The organism is Imperialibacter roseus (genome assembly GCF_032999765.1).
GTDB lineage: Bacteria > Bacteroidota > Bacteroidia > Cytophagales > Cyclobacteriaceae > Imperialibacter > Imperialibacter roseus.
This window is the reverse complement of the sequence record NZ_CP136051.1, coordinates 2,216,539-2,234,048: the sequence shown is the minus strand read 5'-3', so window position 1 is coordinate 2,234,048 and position 17,510 is coordinate 2,216,539. Positions and strand designations below refer to the sequence as shown.

General features: G+C 45.0%; 8 protein-coding genes. 4 read left to right on the top strand and 4 right to left on the bottom strand.

Annotation, left to right across the window (positions count from 1 at the left end; translation table 11 throughout):
- Positions 1 to 16: 16 nt before the first annotated feature.
- On the bottom strand, positions 17 to 868 hold the full coding sequence (locus RT717_RS09345) for a glycoside hydrolase family 16 protein (RefSeq protein ID WP_317491470.1): 852 nt from the start codon (positions 866 to 868) through the stop codon (positions 17 to 19).
- A 305-nt stretch (positions 869 to 1,173) separates the two neighbouring features.
- On the opposite strand from RT717_RS09345, the gene RT717_RS09340 reads away from it, so the two are divergent.
- The 3 genes from RT717_RS09340 to RT717_RS09330 all read left to right on the top strand — a co-directional run bounded on the left by RT717_RS09340 (position 1,174) and on the right by RT717_RS09330 (position 3,871).
- Positions 1,174 to 1,998, top strand: a complete 825-nt coding sequence (locus RT717_RS09340) for a prohibitin family protein (RefSeq protein WP_317491469.1) — start codon at positions 1,174 to 1,176, stop codon at positions 1,996 to 1,998.
- A gap of 78 nt (positions 1,999 to 2,076) precedes the next feature.
- The gene (locus RT717_RS09335; RefSeq protein ID WP_317491468.1) at positions 2,077 to 3,363 is read left to right on the top strand and encodes a citrate synthase; all 1,287 of its coding nucleotides are present in this window, start codon (positions 2,077 to 2,079) and stop codon (positions 3,361 to 3,363) included.
- Positions 3,364 to 3,460: 97 nt separating this feature from the next.
- Positions 3,461 to 3,871, top strand: coding sequence for a response regulator (locus RT717_RS09330; RefSeq protein ID WP_317491467.1), 411 nt, complete (start codon positions 3,461 to 3,463; stop codon positions 3,869 to 3,871).
- On the opposite strand, the gene RT717_RS09325 is transcribed toward RT717_RS09330, so the two are convergent.
- Both RT717_RS09325 and RT717_RS09320 read right to left on the bottom strand, forming a co-directional pair.
- The gene (locus tag RT717_RS09325) at positions 3,868 to 4,377 is read right to left on the bottom strand and encodes a rhomboid family intramembrane serine protease (protein ID WP_317491466.1); all 510 of its coding nucleotides are present in this window, start codon (positions 4,375 to 4,377) and stop codon (positions 3,868 to 3,870) included. The genes RT717_RS09330 and RT717_RS09325 overlap by 4 nt on opposite strands.
- 93 nt (positions 4,378 to 4,470) lie before the next feature.
- Positions 4,471 to 4,938: a hypothetical protein gene (locus RT717_RS09320; RefSeq protein WP_317491465.1), complete on the bottom strand. Its 468-nt coding sequence runs from the start codon at positions 4,936 to 4,938 to the stop codon at positions 4,471 to 4,473.
- 157 nt (positions 4,939 to 5,095) lie between these two features.
- On the opposite strand from RT717_RS09320, the gene RT717_RS09315 reads away from it, so the two are divergent.
- Positions 5,096 to 5,443 carry an Hpt domain-containing protein gene (locus RT717_RS09315; RefSeq protein ID WP_317491464.1) on the top strand — a complete coding sequence of 116 codons (348 nt, stop codon included), beginning with the start codon at positions 5,096 to 5,098 and terminating at the stop codon, positions 5,441 to 5,443.
- Between the two features lie 77 nt (positions 5,444 to 5,520).
- On the opposite strand, the gene RT717_RS09310 is transcribed toward RT717_RS09315, so the two are convergent.
- Positions 5,521 to 17,457: an Ig-like domain-containing protein gene (locus RT717_RS09310; RefSeq protein ID WP_317491463.1), complete on the bottom strand. Its 11,937-nt coding sequence runs from the start codon at positions 17,455 to 17,457 to the stop codon at positions 5,521 to 5,523.
- Positions 17,458 to 17,510: the final 53 nt, after the last annotated feature.

The following is a 17,510-nucleotide window of genomic DNA, read 5'->3' as shown; positions in this document are numbered from 1 at the left end:
TTTTCCCTAAAAGTTATCAAAAGCCTTCATCCATAAATTCCTCCCCTTGAGGTCGCTTTTTAGGCTTTCGCTGATATACCCTAACAAAATCTATTTCCATTCGCTGGGGCCAGTCGGTAGACTCCAACCCCTGCCCTTGCCTCACCGAGACGTTGAGAATGAGGTAAAATGGGTTAAAAAATGGCCAGCCATCTTTTCCCGTGCCATCATCCACCACTTTGTGATACTTCTTTCCATCCACAAACCATTCAATCTTCGTGGGAGTCCACTCTATAGAGAAAGTATGAAACCTTTTATCGACGGCGCTCAGCTGTATATGCCCCATCCTTTCGGTACCAAGAGCCAAATTATAAGCTGACGTATGCACCATGCCATGGATCACGTCCACTTCAGCGCCTGAATGAACCATGATATCCAACTGTCCATCCTCAGGTAGCTTCACAGGCCGGTCGTCGAAGTAGGGAAGCATCCATATAGCAGGGCTAGTACCAGAGCCAGCTGGAAGCCGGGCCCTCACCTCAATCTTCCCGTATAGCCATTCATTCTTCCCACGGGTAACTACCCTGGCCGAGGTGTAATCAGCATCTCCAAATTTTTCCTGATGAGCTTCAATAACCAGGTAGCCCGATTCAACTCTGGCGTTGTTGGTTCGCTTGAAAGTGTAGTATTGCTCTTCATTGCCACCCCAGCCACAAAACACCGGGCAACCATCTCCAACGTCATAGGTCCACTTGGTACTGTCTGGCAACCCCTTGTAGTCGAATTCGTCAGACCATGCAAGCCTGTACCGCTGCGCATTGGCACAATATCCAACCAAACTAACGGCAATTACAGCCGCACCAACTGTCAACCTCCATTTACTCTTCATCCAAAAAAATGCTTTGATGATTTTCTACAAACATTAAATGTAATTGAAAGTTAACTAAAACGAACAACTATCATTTTCAATGTCAGGTATTACAGCTATCTTTTCCGTAATTCAACCGAGGTTTGACATTATGAAAGAGTGCCTCAAGCAAGCGCATTTTTCAGTTTATCCAGAATGATCTTTTACGGTTACTCAAATTATTTGAAGCAAACAGAATTTTATTGTAATAAAACGTGTATTGATATATAGTTGCCTACCTTTCGGTAAAATTCATCAAGCATAACATTTAAAGAGTATCACAAACCATGGAAAATCGTCGTTTTGTCCCCGTCATCGTTGTCTTACTTATCGCAGTCATTCTTCTCATCTATCTTTCATCCAGTATTTTTTATACAATACGCCCTGGAGAAAGAGCAGTTCTTTTCTACAAATTTGGAAAAGGAATGGACAAGGAAAACATTCAAATGCCCGGATTCCACGTGAAAGCACCCTACAATGAGCTGTTCGTATATGACGTAACCGAAAATCAAGTGGAGGAAACACTCGATGTGCTTGACAGAAACGGTTTGTCTATCAGCGTCGATGTCTCAGTGAGGTTTCACCCAATGTTCGACAAGATCGGCTACATACAAGAGACTTTCCAGCAAGACTATGTGAACAGGCTGGTTGTGCCGGAGGTGCGGTCTACCGTTCGTCAGGTAATGGGCAGGTTCTCGGCCGAAGAAATATACTCAACCAAAAGGCCTGAGGTTGAAGGCGCTATTAAAAGTGAAACAGAAGCGGTATTAGGTGCTGAAGGAAACTACATTCAAATGAGAGCACTTCTTATCCGGTCGATCAAACTGCCGGAGCAAATAGGGCTCGCCATTGAAAATAAACTAAAACAAGAGCAGGAGGCACTTGCCTATCAGTTCAGACTCGACAGAGAAAAAAGTGAGGCAGAGCGTAAGCGTATCGGTGCAGAAGGTGAGGCCGCCGCTAACAAAATTATCAACAGTAGTTTGACCGACGAACTGCTCAAGATGAGAGGCATTGAAGCCACTCAGCAATTAGCCAACTCGCCTAACGCAAAAATTGTAGTTATTGGCAGCGCAAAAGACGGACTCCCTCTTATTTTGGGAAATAATTGATCTTTCCTGATCCAATAATTTTACATATTTTAGGGCAGTATTATTTATCGTTAGTAACATATAAATTTATTCGAATCAATGTCTAAAGTTGCTGAAATACATTACGACGGCCAGGTTTACGAAATGCCTGTGATTGAGGGTTCAGAAAATGAAAAAGCAATCGACATTAGTAGCCTCAGAGCAAAAAGCGGATTGATCACCATTGATCAGGGCTTCAAAAACACGGGCTCTACTACGTCAGCCATCACTTTTCTCGATGGAGAATTGGGCATTCTAAGATACCGTGGTTATCCAATTGAGGAACTTGCCGAAAAATCGACCTTCCTCGAAGTGGCCTACCTGCTTATTTACGGAGAGCTACCTAAAAAGGACACGTTCGAGAGTTTCAAAAAGGACGTCACGCACCATACGCTTGTGCATGAGGACATCAAGAAAATACTGGAAGGGTTTCCAAGCAATGCCCACCCAATGGGCGTACTCTCTTCGTTGGTTTGCTCGCTTACCGCTTTTTACCCAGAGTCTCTTGACCCCAACAGGTCATGGGACAAAGTGAATCTTGGCATCATCAGGCTGATCGCCAAAATGCCAACTTTTGCCGCCTGGGCATATAAAAACGAAATGGGGCATCCTGTCATCTACCCTGACAATAACCTCGACTACTGCGGCAACTTCCTGAAGATGATGTTTGCTCTTCCGGCAGATCAATATGAAGCTGACCCGGTAGTTGCCAGCGCTTTGGACAAACTGCTCATCCTCCATGCGGATCATGAACAAAACTGCTCCACATCAACTGTTCGAATTGTAGGCTCGTCTCAGGCAAGTCTCTACTCTTCAGTGTCTGCAGGGATCAATGCATTGTGGGGCCCGCTCCATGGTGGTGCCAATCAGGCGGTTATCGAAATGCTGGAAGCCATTAAAGAAGATGGTGGCAACAGTAAAAAGTGGTTGGAAAAAGCGAAGGACAAAGATGATCCTTTCCGTTTGATGGGATTTGGCCACAGAGTATACAAGAACTTTGACCCAAGAGCGAAAATTATCAAGAAAGCTGCTGACGACGTTTTGGCGAAAATGGGTGTGAATGATCCCGTGCTTGATATTGCCAAAGAGTTGGAAGAAGCTGCATTGAAAGACCCTTATTTCGTAGAAAGAAAGCTCTACCCCAACGTAGATTTCTATAGCGGTATCATTTACAGAGCCATTGGCATACCTACTGAAATGTTCACTGTGATGTTTGCGCTGGGAAGGCTTCCGGGCTGGATTGCCCAATGGAAGGAAATGAGAGCGAATAGTGAGCCTATCGGCAGACCAAGACAGGTGTATGTAGGCGAGGTAGAAAGAAACTACGTCCCAATTAGTAAAAGATAAGATTGTTTTTCATCAAAATAACTTAGCCCTGTCTTGCGATAGGGCTTTTTTTTAGCCAATTTGTTCTGAACACTGAGCCAGAAATAATCGACCGGGGATGGCAGCTAAAAAATTTCATGTTTTCATTGTAGACGATGATCCATCTTTTCGTTTCATAACAAAAAAATTGTGTGAGAAGGAACCCTCGATTGGCCGGATAGAAGACTTCGAGGATATTTACGATGCCTTAAGGCAAATCATGCTGCACAAAAAAAGTGCGGAGAATTTGCCGGACGTAATCCTTCTTGACTTGAACTTTCCAACACTAAATGGCTGGGAGTTTCTGGAAGGTTTCGTAGACCTTCAGGTGTCTCTGGCTAAAAAAATACCTGTGTTTGTTATCAGCTCCTCACTTCTGAATTCAGACAGAGCAAGAGCAAAGGAAATCGATATTGTAAAAGGTTTTTTTTCTAAGCCAATCACCCTTGAGCAGGTGACCTCAATCATGCAGTCGCTTGACCACGTTTAGGACGAGGAAACTGATCTTTCTTTCGATAAAGTAAACGCCGTCGTCACACCCACAATAGCACCCATCAGGTGCGACTCCCAACTCACACCAGGCTGCGAAGGGAAAATCCCATAGATGATACCGCCGTACAAAGCGACCACCACTATGGAAATGAACATAGATCGAAAATCTTTTCGGAAAATGCCGAAAGAAATAAGAAAGAAAGCCAACCCATAGATAAGGCCGCTAGCGCCAATATGGTAGAAAGACCTGCCAAACAACCAGACAAATATCCCCGTGAAAAGGTAACACTGGAGAAATACCCGAGTGGCAATCTTGTCATAAAAATAATAGAGAGCCCCTCCCAAAAAAAGCAAAGGAAGCGTATTGGATGTGATGTGCATCCAGCTGCCGTGGATCATCGGGCCGGTAAGTATGCCAATTAATCCGTGGAGAGTTCTTGGGTAAATGCCTAGAAAACCAAGGTCAATCGACAGATAGTTCTCCACGGCGAAGAAAGCCCACATCAAGAAGACAAGCCTAAGGGGCGGGAGAATGTATTTTCCGTTAAGCATAAAAAAACCCAGGGACTGCCTGGGCTGTTCATTGTAAATATATTTTTACTTCTTTGCCGGGTCGTTGATCATCGTCAACTCCATCAGTTTGGCCTCCTCATAACTAACTGACAAATACCCTAGAATGCCACCAGACGATTCCGCAATCTTCTTGGCAATATCCTTCAGACTGGCATAAAACTCTGTAGAGAAAGTTTTATTTAGTTTAGGCAGAATGAGGTTCAGCTTTTTCAGTTCTCTGTTGATGGCCGGTCCCCTCTCGGCTGCTTTATGAGGCAACTCTTCTATCATGGTCATGAAATCGTTCTCAAACCTCTCTCCTACTGCCTTATAGTAGCCAAGCAGCGACTCCCTGGCCTTTTGCTGCTTCACCTTAGCCAGTTGAATAGCTTTCTGGATTTCTGATTTGTCAATATTATCGTCTGCGCCGGCAATAAGCACCGATACATAGGCAGGCGCCTTCAGCAAAATTTCTACTTCATCGTCACGAAGCTTCTCAAATTCAGGTATCATTAGATATCGTTTGTTGAAATGAATGTCTTATGCGAAAATATCAAAAATTGCGTTACTGAAAGCGATGAGTCATCACTTTTACGAACAAACATTTAAACCTCACCGTATTTCTAATGTTTTAGTTAAATTTAAAGACTTGGAAAGCTAAAAAGAAAACATGGCCAACATAATAGATTTATCTTATTTGGAAAAAGTTTGCGAAGGAGATACTGAATTCATGAAAGAAATGATCGAGGCATTTATCGATACTATTCCAGAGAATTTGACTGAAATGCAAAGTGCTCACGATGCTGCTGACTGGCCTCTGCTAGCACGAATCGTCCATAAAATGAAGCCGTCCATCGCATTTATGGGCATAGAGGAGCTAAAAGCTAATGTGCTTGAGCTGGAAGCGCTAGCCAAAGAGGGGAAAAAGCCTGCCGAAATAAAGGTACTTGTCAACAAAGTAGATGGCACCACCACTCAAGCCATTGCTGAATTGAGTGAACTGCTAAAGACATTCTAGCGACCCTATTGTATGTAAAGCAAAAAAGGCTGTGCTTCATGGAAGCACAGCCTTTTTTGTGACTGGATCGCTACGGATCAATGAATAATCAACAGCTTCTTGGGCTCAAACATCGCATTCTCGTTGCTGATGATCACAAAGTACATGCCACTGGGCACAGACCTTGTATCTAGTGTTACCCCTTCACTACCCTTCTGCACTCTGCCATTGGAAATTATAGCTCCCGCCTGATCAATCAGCCTCCATTCAAAGTCATTGTTCAGCTGACTATCAAACCTGACACCCACTTCTGTATTAGCCGGGTTCGGGTACAGAGCGTAGGATGAGGCTATTTCGCCCGGGAGGTCGACGCCGGTGGCATTCGCTTCTTTGCCCACGATGTCGAGTATTGCAGATTGATAGACCAGCTTGCTGTTGTTGCTTTGTATAAAAGCGACAACCGACAACTCTTCAGGATCTTTTACCAATTTTCCACTTATTTCCCATGGCGTGACATTTATAGTCTGAACTCCATCAAGAGTCCGTAGGTTTTCGACCCTAATTCCGTTTCCATCAGGTAGAATCTTTCTTACAATATTAGAATAAAGATTGCCTTGATATTCTTCAGTTCGTTCTATTACCGCGACATAAAGCCTATGCTCTGCATCCTCTGGTAATCTAAGACCCGTCTTGCTATATGAAACGGCTAGGGAAAGCACTTTAGCTTCTGATGGCAATTGTTCTATCGAAATAGCAACCTCTGGATCAATCAAGGAAGATTTGGACAATGTTAACTCCGAATAAGGAACGTCGGAGGTAGTACTTGCGTTAAAAGTGCCCTCTGACAGATTGCCCGCTATTATTGACAAAGGTACTCTGTTGATTCCATAGAAAAGAACCCTAGCTCCCGGGTCAGCTTTATTCACCTGATTAAAAGGATCAATATCGCTTGCCGTCTTTTTAAACTCTGTGTGATAATCAAGAACTATCACGTCATTGTTATTAATAGAGGGGTTTTCCAAAAGTCCCTTAATCTTTTCATCAACTGAGCGGCTTGTTTCGCTGGTCGTTGACGTAAATTTCTCCAACAAAACGAGTTTACTTCTTTCTCCTATCCAAAAATTATCAAAAGCAAACCCCTCTTCATCAGTCAATGGATTGTCGCTTTTGCTATCGACTGAGTTGTCTGAACCGAGCGCAAACCTAAATCTAACAGAGGATCGGTTCCCTGCAATTTCATCTAACTTATGCCTTGCCTCTGAATAATTTATGCCTTGTTCATCTGTTGAACCAGCCCAGCCAACTCTATCGGTACCCCCCTGATCATCTTGGCCCCCTGGGTCGGACACTATTCCCTCCAGGGTATACCAATTGATACCAGTCGCCTCGTCAATTCCTCCGTCGTAGAGACCTAAAGTGGGCCAGGTTTTACCGTTATCAGTTGAGTACTGAAGAACAACTCCGTCCTTTCTACTATCAAAGTCGTACATCAAATTGAATTTGACCATTGGGCGAAGAAGGGCAGATATATCAAAAGCGGGACTGTAAACCCATGACTTTTCTTCAGTGTTGTAATTTCCGTCAGCGTTCGTTACCCATCCTTTTGACAGGCCTTCATCGTTGAGGATGCTTCCGCCAGGCACGGCATTCTCCCAGGAGTTTGGACGTGACGCCAACTCAAATTTCGACACTCCAGGAAGCAAAGGCACATCATTAAAGGTATTGTCAGCGAACCATCCGTCTGGCCCTGAATCGAAAGTAGCCAAATAGGGTTGATCTGCCGTAACTGTTTTAACATCCAATATCTGAACATCCCTTTCCAAAGAAACGAAACACTGGTTAACTGAACGCAAACTCAGAACCCCCCGGTAAGTGCCGCCACTTGGTAGAGTTGTTGTGATGCTACCTTGCAAATAGGCCCGCTGAGCTGCAGCGTCGGTCAGAGCAGGATTCCTATCTCTGCTCTCAACAAACAGCAATTCGTCGCCGCTATAAAGCTGGAAAGTCACATTTGCGAGATTCTGAATATTTATGCCTGGATCGTCAATCTCAAAAACTGTGGGTTGGTTCTCAATAATTCCTGACCAGGCAAATCTTGGAGTTGGGCTGGAGCCTATCGATACACTTTTGGAGAAAGTACTTGAGCAGCCATCTACACTTACTACTGTTAAACTCACCTGGAAATCTTGCTGAGTTGCATTGGGAAGGGTGATTTTGAAAGCGTGCGTCACCGTCCTGTCGGCTGACGAAGTAGATTCATATTTGTCCGATTCGTCTCCAAAATCCCATATCAGGGTTGAAATCCCTGACAAGTCAACTTCATTGCTAACTAACGCACCAAAGTCCACAGGCTCTCCCGAGCAACCGCCATTAATGCTAAAGTCTATTTCAGGCTGGGGCAAAACAGTAATTTGTTTCTCTACACTGTTTGAACATAATGTTGACGGATTAGTGTACTCATACTTGATAGTGTACGTTGTAGCGGGGCCATATAATCCCGCTCCGTCTTCTGTTCTGGCACTAAGAGGGTCAAACCGTGCTCCAGAAGTAGTTGCAGTAATGCCAGGGCCAGTGAAGACCCCGCCGCTCGGGTTGCCTATTAATGAAATAGTTCCGGCATTAACGCAAATAGTAAAGTTGTAGTCTTCAAACTCAAAATTACCATCAGAGAAAAAGTTCACTTCTGGAAGAGGATTGATTGTAATAAGCCTGAAAACGGAATTGTAGCATCCTTCTCCCGAAACGAATTGAAGGCTGCTGGTATGTTCCAACCAAATGGTATCTACCACAGCCTCCTTAAGTAGCTGTGGGTCGCTTATGCCAAGTGAGTCTATAGCTCCAAGAGGGTCAAAAGTAGCAGTGCCATCCCCATTATCGATTACGCCATTTCCGAAGAAAGTACCCGTACCATCTTGCGCACTAAGCACCACCGGCGCTGCGTTAACGCAAACAGCTATATTTCCTGCAATGTTATTTTGAGTGAAGCTTAGAGATGGTAACGCATTCACTATCACTCGCACCTCGGTAACCTCCGAAATGCATCCATTATCAGAGCTAGACTTCAAGACGTAATAAGTCCTGTCAAAATCTTTGGTATTATTGACGCCAGGCGGTGCCAATTCTGGCTTATCTCCAACCAAGGTGGTACGGGATTCATCACTATACCACCGATAGGTAATCGAAGGATCCGGGGCAACAATTTCCATATCAAGTATGTCATCACCAACGCAATACTCATATATGTACTGGCCATTTACCAGAAGCCCTGTCGCCTCGGGGGCAGCACCAATGTCAAATACCTGATATGTAATTTCCGCTGACTCTGATTCACATCCTGGGAAAACTGATCCATCAGTACCTATTCGATTAGTCGTCTGGGTTACTCTGTACGTGTAGTTTCCTGCTGGAAGGTTAATATCTGGACTATATGTGTCTGTATTAGCTAGAAATGTGCCTTCAGCATCATACCAGTTCAATTGAGCTCCTGGCAACTTACCTGTCACGTCTAAAACAAAAGGAGTGTCAAACTGCCCCAAACAGACACTTGGGTTCGCATTAGACGGAGTTGGTGTAATTGGTCTGGCGAAGATATTTATGCGAATGGTTGAGGCTGAGGTTATAGCGCTCTCGCAACCAGCATCTGTTTGTGTGACAGTAAAGTCATATACGCCGTCGACTGTTGGGTCAATTACCGGCACACCTGGCGATAATTCAAAATCAGAAATTGGATTTACTGTACTGGCAGCGGCTGCACTGGCATCTTCGTCGACTTCCTGATAAACAAGGTCATCTCCGTAATACCACTTGAACGTCACACCATTCGTACTGCTATTGGCCGTAAGCAGTGTGATAGTTGTATCATCCACTTCGTCCTCACAATAGTAATAGGTTCTTGCTGCAACGGGAATATCTATAGCTGTCGGTGTTTTGAAAAAATTAAACTCGATAACCACACCAGCGCTTTCCCCTCCAGCAAACTGGTCGCCATTAACACCAATTATGTCGGTAACATTCGTGGCCATGTAATACCTTGTGTGGGTACTGCTTAGCCCGGTAATCCCAAGCTGTTGGGCGGTAGGGTTGGCACCAATGAAAACTGGATTCAGATTGATCTTATTTCCCGAGACATCAGATCGATACCACCTGTATTCCTGGGCTCCTTGCGACCCCAGGTAGCCAGGAGGAACAGCAACGTCAATCGTATATGTATCGTTCGAGTAGTCATCTGCGGTACAATAACTATAAGATGTTTGAGTCGAACCGGTAAGAGCCGGGGTCGTAGGTGCATCAAAAATAGTGATAGCGACTCTAACTGCATCACTCTCACACCCTTGAAAGGATGACACAAAGTTCTTGCTCGTAGCCTGACTTACCCAGAAATAGTAAGTGCCTGGTGTTGCCAGGTTCAGCCCGTTCAGCGATGCATCGCTGACAGTAAGAATTGGGCTTTCGCTGATGAAAGAGCTCGGTGCGCTTCCTGTGCCATCGTCCTGATACCATCTGTATACCGCAGACGTTCCAGACGGTGTGTTAAGAAAGCTGATTCCAGTCACTCCATCGGCAGTAAGCGATGTGGAGTTCTTAACAGCATAATATTGAATTCTGAATCCATTGTCGGCCGTAGCGACAGGTTCAGTTGGTGTTGTGAAAACGCTTATAGTCACCTTGGTAGCAGCACTGGCACAACCTACGAAACCAGGTGTATTGTCCCTATCATTGTACTGAACGACATGAAATATTTGGCTGGACGCTCCTGAGTTCCCACCCGTTGCATTTAATCCCATGTCTCCTGGTGTCAAAATATTACCAACTAACAGCGGGCTGCCATAGTCAGCATTTCCAAACCCATCATCTTCATACCATTGGAAGTACGACGTCTTACCTGCTGGTAAGCCTGTTTGAAGGAATGTAGCATCCAAAACTATATCATCTACATCTTCTAGATCACAATACTCAATCAGGTAGGAGCCTCCCCCCTGATTAAAAATGTGATCCCCGCCAGATTCTATCACTATTGGTGTACCAGGAACATCATATACATTGATTGTAAACTTCCTTGGTAATGAGGCGCACCCGTTGCTGCTCGTTTCCCGCAAATAAAAAGTCCTACTGGTGGTGTTTGGGGTATTTGTTCCCCCAAAAATAGTTGTGGCTTCTAGCGTACTTGAGGTTCCCAATTCATTGTTGCCGGCAAGATCCGACGACCAAGTATAGAATCCAGTTCCCAATGGCGGCGCCACCACGTCGTCTACAACGTCCCCTTTGCAATACTCAAACAAGTAGTCGCCACTGACTAACCCACCATGATTAAGAATGGAGGCACCCGCTTGCACACTTGGCAGTGCCGGAATGGGGTAAATATAAAACTCCTTTGCGGCACTCTTGCCAATACAACCCGTCCCGGCCTGCTCACTTGAGTTTGACACATATACCAAATTGTATCTGCCTGCACCCAAGGTTCCAAAGTTAAGTGTGGCCCCACCTCCATCAAGCAGTTGCTCTGCCCCAAACCCAACACCATTATGAACCTGATAGTAAAATTTGCCAGTTGGATTTGAATACGATATGCCATCAACAACAACATCCAAGTCTATCGGCGAATCACTTTCACAGTTATCTGTGCTAAGGTTAGAGATAGACACCGTCGGAGCCGTGTTTAAATAAATCCATTCAGACCCAAAAATCTTAGATGGATTAATCAAGGTCTCTTCAGGATCGAGGTCTCCCTTATCAGTGACATATCTCCTTATTTGGTAATAACCCGAGGTAAGCCCAGTCTTGTCAATTCGCCACTTGGTAATATTCCCATATACCGATGAATATGCTCCTAAATTTGGGTCATAATAATCCCCTAGCTGATTGAGCGAATTGAAAATATCATCGGCCGGAATATGAACTTCAGAACCACCACTACCAATAACTGCATATACATTGGATGATGATAAAATAGTTGACGTATTATTGCTATATACCTCAACCTTGTGAAAAATATAGTTAGGCGTAGTTAAATCAGAGATATTAATTTCATAATCGTCCGTTCCGTTAACTACCGTTCCGGCGAACGAAATAGGTGGACAAGGCTCGGTATCTCCCGACGTCAAAATCGAAGTTGACGGAAGTACAGTAACCTGAAAATTTCTGGAATATGTTTCGCCAGTTAATACATTCTTCAGAGTCGCTGTAAGAGTGTGAACACCCAATCCGGCTGTCAACGGTCTAAATTTTATCCACTTGTAGCTGCCGTACACGGTATATTCACTGTCGAATGCAATCGGCGACTCAAGACCGGGGCCCGACCAAGTTACAGTATGATTAGCCGGTGTATCATAAATATAGTAGGTATATTGATCTTCATCCAGTTGAGTGGAAGCAGTCGGGCCGTATCCAAAAATTTCCCAGCTAACAACCCTTACCTTAACGGGATCACTTTCACAGCCATTGGCGTTTGTGTTGGTTACCCACCAGGTGTGGATGCCAAACGGATCATGCGCTACACTTGTTCCCCACCAATACTCTGAATCAAAACGATTGTTGGGAGAGTACCCGTTGCCGCTATCTCCATCGTCGTCTAAACCGAGGTCTCCCATAGAAGGGGCAACATTCTGGTAAAGCGATGTTACTTCGGTCGCCAAATCTTCAGTGGAATACCAACGAACGTTAGAATTAGCGCCGTTCAAAGTCACTACCGGGTCAACCGCATTAAAAGTATAGCCGTCATAAACGTTTACGTTAACAATATTATATATTTCACCATTTGTGAAGCTTTCTCCATAATAGTCTGTATAACTCGCATACGTTAGACTTGGGCTGGCCACCGCTACTCCCTGAAGGTCAATATTACTCTGCAAGTCAGCTGCTGCATTCCCAGTCTGAGTCGCCGTCCCGGCAGACCGATAAGCAGCTGTAGTGATGTCTGCTATGCCAGTAAACTTAGCCAAAAGCCCATCGATGCTAATAACATCACTGGCCGCCGAGTTTGATCCAGAATAACTGAACGTAAAAGCGCTCTTCGTCAAGCTAACAACGGTTGGAGCTGAAATGTCAATGTAGGTTCCCCCGGTAAAATCTGGTATCGAAGTAACGTCAAACTCAAAGTCAACAGGGAGAGATATAGTGTACGTTCCCCCACCCGAAAAGCCCGCAGCAGACCCTTCTGCAATAGTAATAGTACCAATACTTGAATAATCTCCATTTGAACAAAGCAACACGGAAGCTGGCGTTACTACCGTAGAATTTGCCACCGAAAAGTTCCAATTTGTGCTATTGCTATTGGCAGCGACAGAATTACCCAGCAGGTCTTCAAAAGTACCAGCAGGCCATTGAATGTAGTAGCTGTCACCGTAGGCAAGGGAAGGGATATTTAGTTGAAATGTCGCTGTAGACCCACTAACATTAACGTCTGTAAGAACATCCCAGGAATCCGTGAGAACGTCACCAGCAGCATTGAAAAGTGAAATCGTTCCGGAACCTTCCGTTATCGCTTCATTAAAATTGATGGAAAACGAAGGTGTATTTGTGATTATGGTACTGCCATCCGCCGGTGTGGCACTACCAAAATTAGCCAATGGAGGAGTAACATCGCCGGAAGCAGTAGTCTTAAAATTCCATACTGTCTTACTGGATATTCCAGCAAAATTATTTGCTGGAGTACTGTAATCAAAAAATGCCCCGTTATCTATCTTGATATAAAAATCAGTAAATCCCGGAAATGCAGATCCGGCAGAAAAAGTTGCTTGATTAGCATCAATTGTCACACTATTCGCATCAACCTGTGCGAACAAATTGTCGTTAGCTCCATAGTAAATCCTTAAATACTTGGTGCCCGGCGTGGCAAACTTCTTGACCGGCTCACTAAACGTAACGGTCAAAGTTGGACTCAAGCCAACCTCCGCAGTATTGTCAGTTGGGCTCAGGGTGCTAACTACTGGTGCCACCCCATCGCTGGCCGTAGTGAAATTCCAGGTTGTGCTATTGGATATACCTGCAAAGGAGTTATTAAACAAATCTTTGACTGCGCTGTTCTCGATATTAACATAGTAAGTAATTCCCCCAGACAGGGTAACTCCAAGGGAAGAAAGGTTAATAGCCAACTGCCGACCACTCACTGTGAAGGCGCCGTTGCCGATTGGCACATCTGAAATAAGCAAATCTGAAGGGCTAAGATCCGCATAGATTTTAATGTTCCCACTTCCCTTTTCTACAGGCTCATTGAACGTTGCATAGATTATTGGCGTGGCAACTGACACACTCGTAGCGCCATCGACTGGCTGGAATGGTTCGGTTGGCGAGGCTCCTCCGTTTACAGCAGCGAGTGTTGGTGGCGTGCCATCAGCTACTGTTTTGAAATAAAACTTCGGAATCGCAGGCGAATTATCATCTTGAATATCTTCAAAGGCATCATTGTCAACTTGTATACTATAAAACGAATTTTCGTCAAAAGTAAATGGCAGGGTGCCATTTACTCCGCTAGTCAGTACTACCGGACTCTGGTCAAGGTTGATAACCACTCTATTGCTCCCCGTGGTCGCATTATCAATTAGCCCAAAATCAGAATCATCATTAGCCCGAGGGTTTATTCTAATTACATCATTACTTATGACCGGGCCACTCAAAGATGTTTCCTTGTCTACAAAAACATAGCTACTTGCACCAGCATTCTTACGCATGACCTCGTCAAACACCAATATTATATCCTGCGTCACTCCTACATCAAGCGTCCCATTCGCCGGAATTGTGTACAGCAGGTTTGGAGCTGAACTGTTTGCAGCTGACATAGTGAAAGTCCATCCAGTTGGACTCGTCAGGGCAAATGAGTTGGAGCTATTAACGTCTAAAAATGTACCATTTTCAATAATTACATAGTAGGTTTTGCCATTCTTGAGCATGTAATTATCAAAAGTTACATCGACCGTATTCCCGCCAGTCAACTGAACTTTGGTCGCATCAGTGACCGAAACGCTTGTAAGCAGATTGGTATTGGAGTTGTCTCTGATTTCGATATTCCCGGTACCGACAGTAACCTGTTCATTAAATACAAACTGTATAGTGTTTCGGGCCGCCTGACCAGAGGCCCCATTCGATGGCGTCCGGCTAGTAATGACAGGTGGCTGATTATCGGTTACAGTAATGGTAAACTGGTAAAGTTGGGAAGTATTCACGTTTCCACCGCCAGTTGGGCCATCATCAACTATGTACACGTTAATTGTGGCCACCCCTTGTTTTTGACTAACAACAGAATATGTCAATGTGCCTGAATTGTCGATGTCCGCAGAAGCAGGTACAAGAACGCCACTGGGGTCGCTGAATATTGATACGGTAAAATCATCTAAGGTTTGCGTATTTTCGTCAGCAGGCCCGGTTACAACTTGTGTTGCAGGATCAATAAATAACGGCAGAGAAACTGCCCCGGCATCAGAGTTTACATTTTGGTTCCCAAGTGCCACATTAAATGTGGGAGCGTCATTGAGGGCATTTACTGTAATACTCGCTGTGGCAGCAATGCCAGAGCTAAATGCGGTTGTGCCTCCATTGACACTTACATTGGTTGTGCCACCATCTGAGCCAGAAGTCTGATCCCATGCCCTTACACTAATGGTGTTTCCGGTTGAACCATTGTAATCAGCCGACGGGACAAATCGGATAGCATTGTTTCCATCCGACGCCAGCAAGACAGCATTTGTGTCGTCGGTTGGGGCCAAGGAAGTCCACCCAATGCCGTCAAGTGTAAACTCCCAAGTGCCATTGGTAGTGCTTACTCCTGTTACGGCTAAACCTTCCAAAGCACCTGCATCTGAATCAGAGTAGTTTCCCGCAAAACTGGTTATCAATGACGAAATTAATGTACCGGAATTACTGATATCATCTTCATCAATAGTTGTGAAAGCCACTGTGCCTGTTAACGCTGGGGCATCATTGATCGGGTTGATAGTTATAGTGGCAACATCATCCAACGTCGAAAACGCTGTCGTCCCACCTCCAGTTGTTGCATCGATCGTGCCTCCCACCACACCTGCCCCTGTTCTATCCCAAGCCTTGAAAGTAAAAATCGCATCACCATTATAGTCTGCATCTGGAACAAATCTTACCTTGTGAGTTCCAGCTCCAACTAAAGTTCCGTCCAGCAGTCTTGCCGAGGTGGTAATGTCAACACTCGACCCAGTGGTTCCGCTGAATAGATTCCACGATACGCCATTATCTAAAGAATACTGCCATACACCATTAGTATTATCTACAACGGTCACGGCTATTGCCTCGACCGCCCCCTCAGGATCGGTGATAGATCCATCAACAATTATTTCAGCTATTGTATTGCCAGCACTTGTTAGATCATCCTCGTCAATATTTGAAAGCGCCGGTGATTGACCCGCATCCAGCACGGGAGCAGAATTTAAAACATTATTTGTAACACTTTCGGGCACTCCAAATGTAACCAGGGCATTTCCTCCAGCATCCCTAGCATCTCCGGCTGCGTCATTATAGCCAAGGGTCAATGCTTCTACAGCGTTAATATCACGATCCAGCGAAAAGGTCAGAACGAGTGTCCCGCTTCCACTTACGCCCGTTATCGAAACAGGCGAACCATCAGAGTTCAGAGAAAACCCAGACTCATCAGTGAGCACTACGGATTCATCGAAGGTTACTACCAGAGCGTCTCGGTCAGCATCCTCTACTACAGCATTATCAAACATCGGAGCTGTTCCATCCACGTTGTTTGTTACGGCCTGAGCAGAAAAGTCCTGAACAGGATTGCCGATACCATCTGCTGCATCCGGAGAACCAGAAAGTCCATCAAAAGTAACTGTAACAGTCTCTCCCTCTTCAATCGGAATATCAAGTGTAAAAGTGATTTCTGTGGTGCCATTACCCCCACCGATTCCTGTGATAACTGCGCCTGATGAAGACGTACTTATCGAAAACCCGTCTGTCACGGTCAAATTAACTGCCTCGTCAAAGCTCACCTTCAACTCATCGGGTGCGGCATTCTCTACAACTGCGCTCGAAAAAGCCGGGCCTGTTCCATCCACGTTGTTTGTTACGGCCTGAGTAGAAAAATCCTGAACAGGATTGCCTATACCATCTGCTGCATCCGGAGAACCAGAAAGTCCATCAAAAGTAACTGTAACAGTCTCTCCCTCTTCAATCGGAATATCAAGTGTAAAAGTGATTTCTGTGGTGCCATTACCCCCACCGACTCCTGTGATAACTGCGCCTGATGAAGACGTACTTATCGAAAACCCGTCTGTCACGGTCAAATTAACTGCCTCGTCAAAGCTCACCTTCAACTCATCGGGTGCGGCATTCTCTACAACTGCGCTCGAAAAAGCCGGGCCTGTTCCATCCACGTTGTTTGTTACGGCCTGAGCAGAAAAGTCCTGAACAGGATTGCCTATACCATCTGCTGCATCCGGAGAACCAGAAAGTCCATCAAAAGTAACTGTAACAGTCTCTCCCTCTTCAATCGGAATATCAAGTGTAAAAGTGATTTCTGTGGTGCCATTACCCCCACCGATTCCTGTGATAACTGCGCCTGATGAAGACGTACTTATCGAAAACCCGTCTGTCACGGTCAAATTAACTGCCTCGTCAAAGCTCACCTTCAACTCATCGGGTGCGGCATTCTCTACAACTGCGCTCGAAAAAGCCGGGCCTGTTCCGTCCACGTTGTTTGTTACTCCACTTGGCCCAAAGCTCGCTAAGGGCGTTGGATCGTCGTCTGTGGCATCTCCAGTGCCATCATCGTAAGATATAGTCACAATATCTCCCTCAGCAACCGGGCCGGAAAGTGTAAAGGTAATATCGACTCCACTAGCAGAAACAGAATTAATTGTAGGCGAGCCCGACACCCCAGAAATGGACCAGCCGTCGCCATCAGTTTCAACCATGTTATCATCAAAAGTAACCACGACGTTGGAGGGCGAAGCGTTCTCCACCACAGCACTTACAAAAAGGGGAGCCTGCGCTCTAATACTGAATGAGGAGAGAAAAATAAAACCAATAAAAAATAGCAGGCTAATGTTGAAGTATAACTTTCTCATAATGAATGAGTTTAAATCTCTTTATAAAACTAGCAAAAAAGTGAAAATCAATA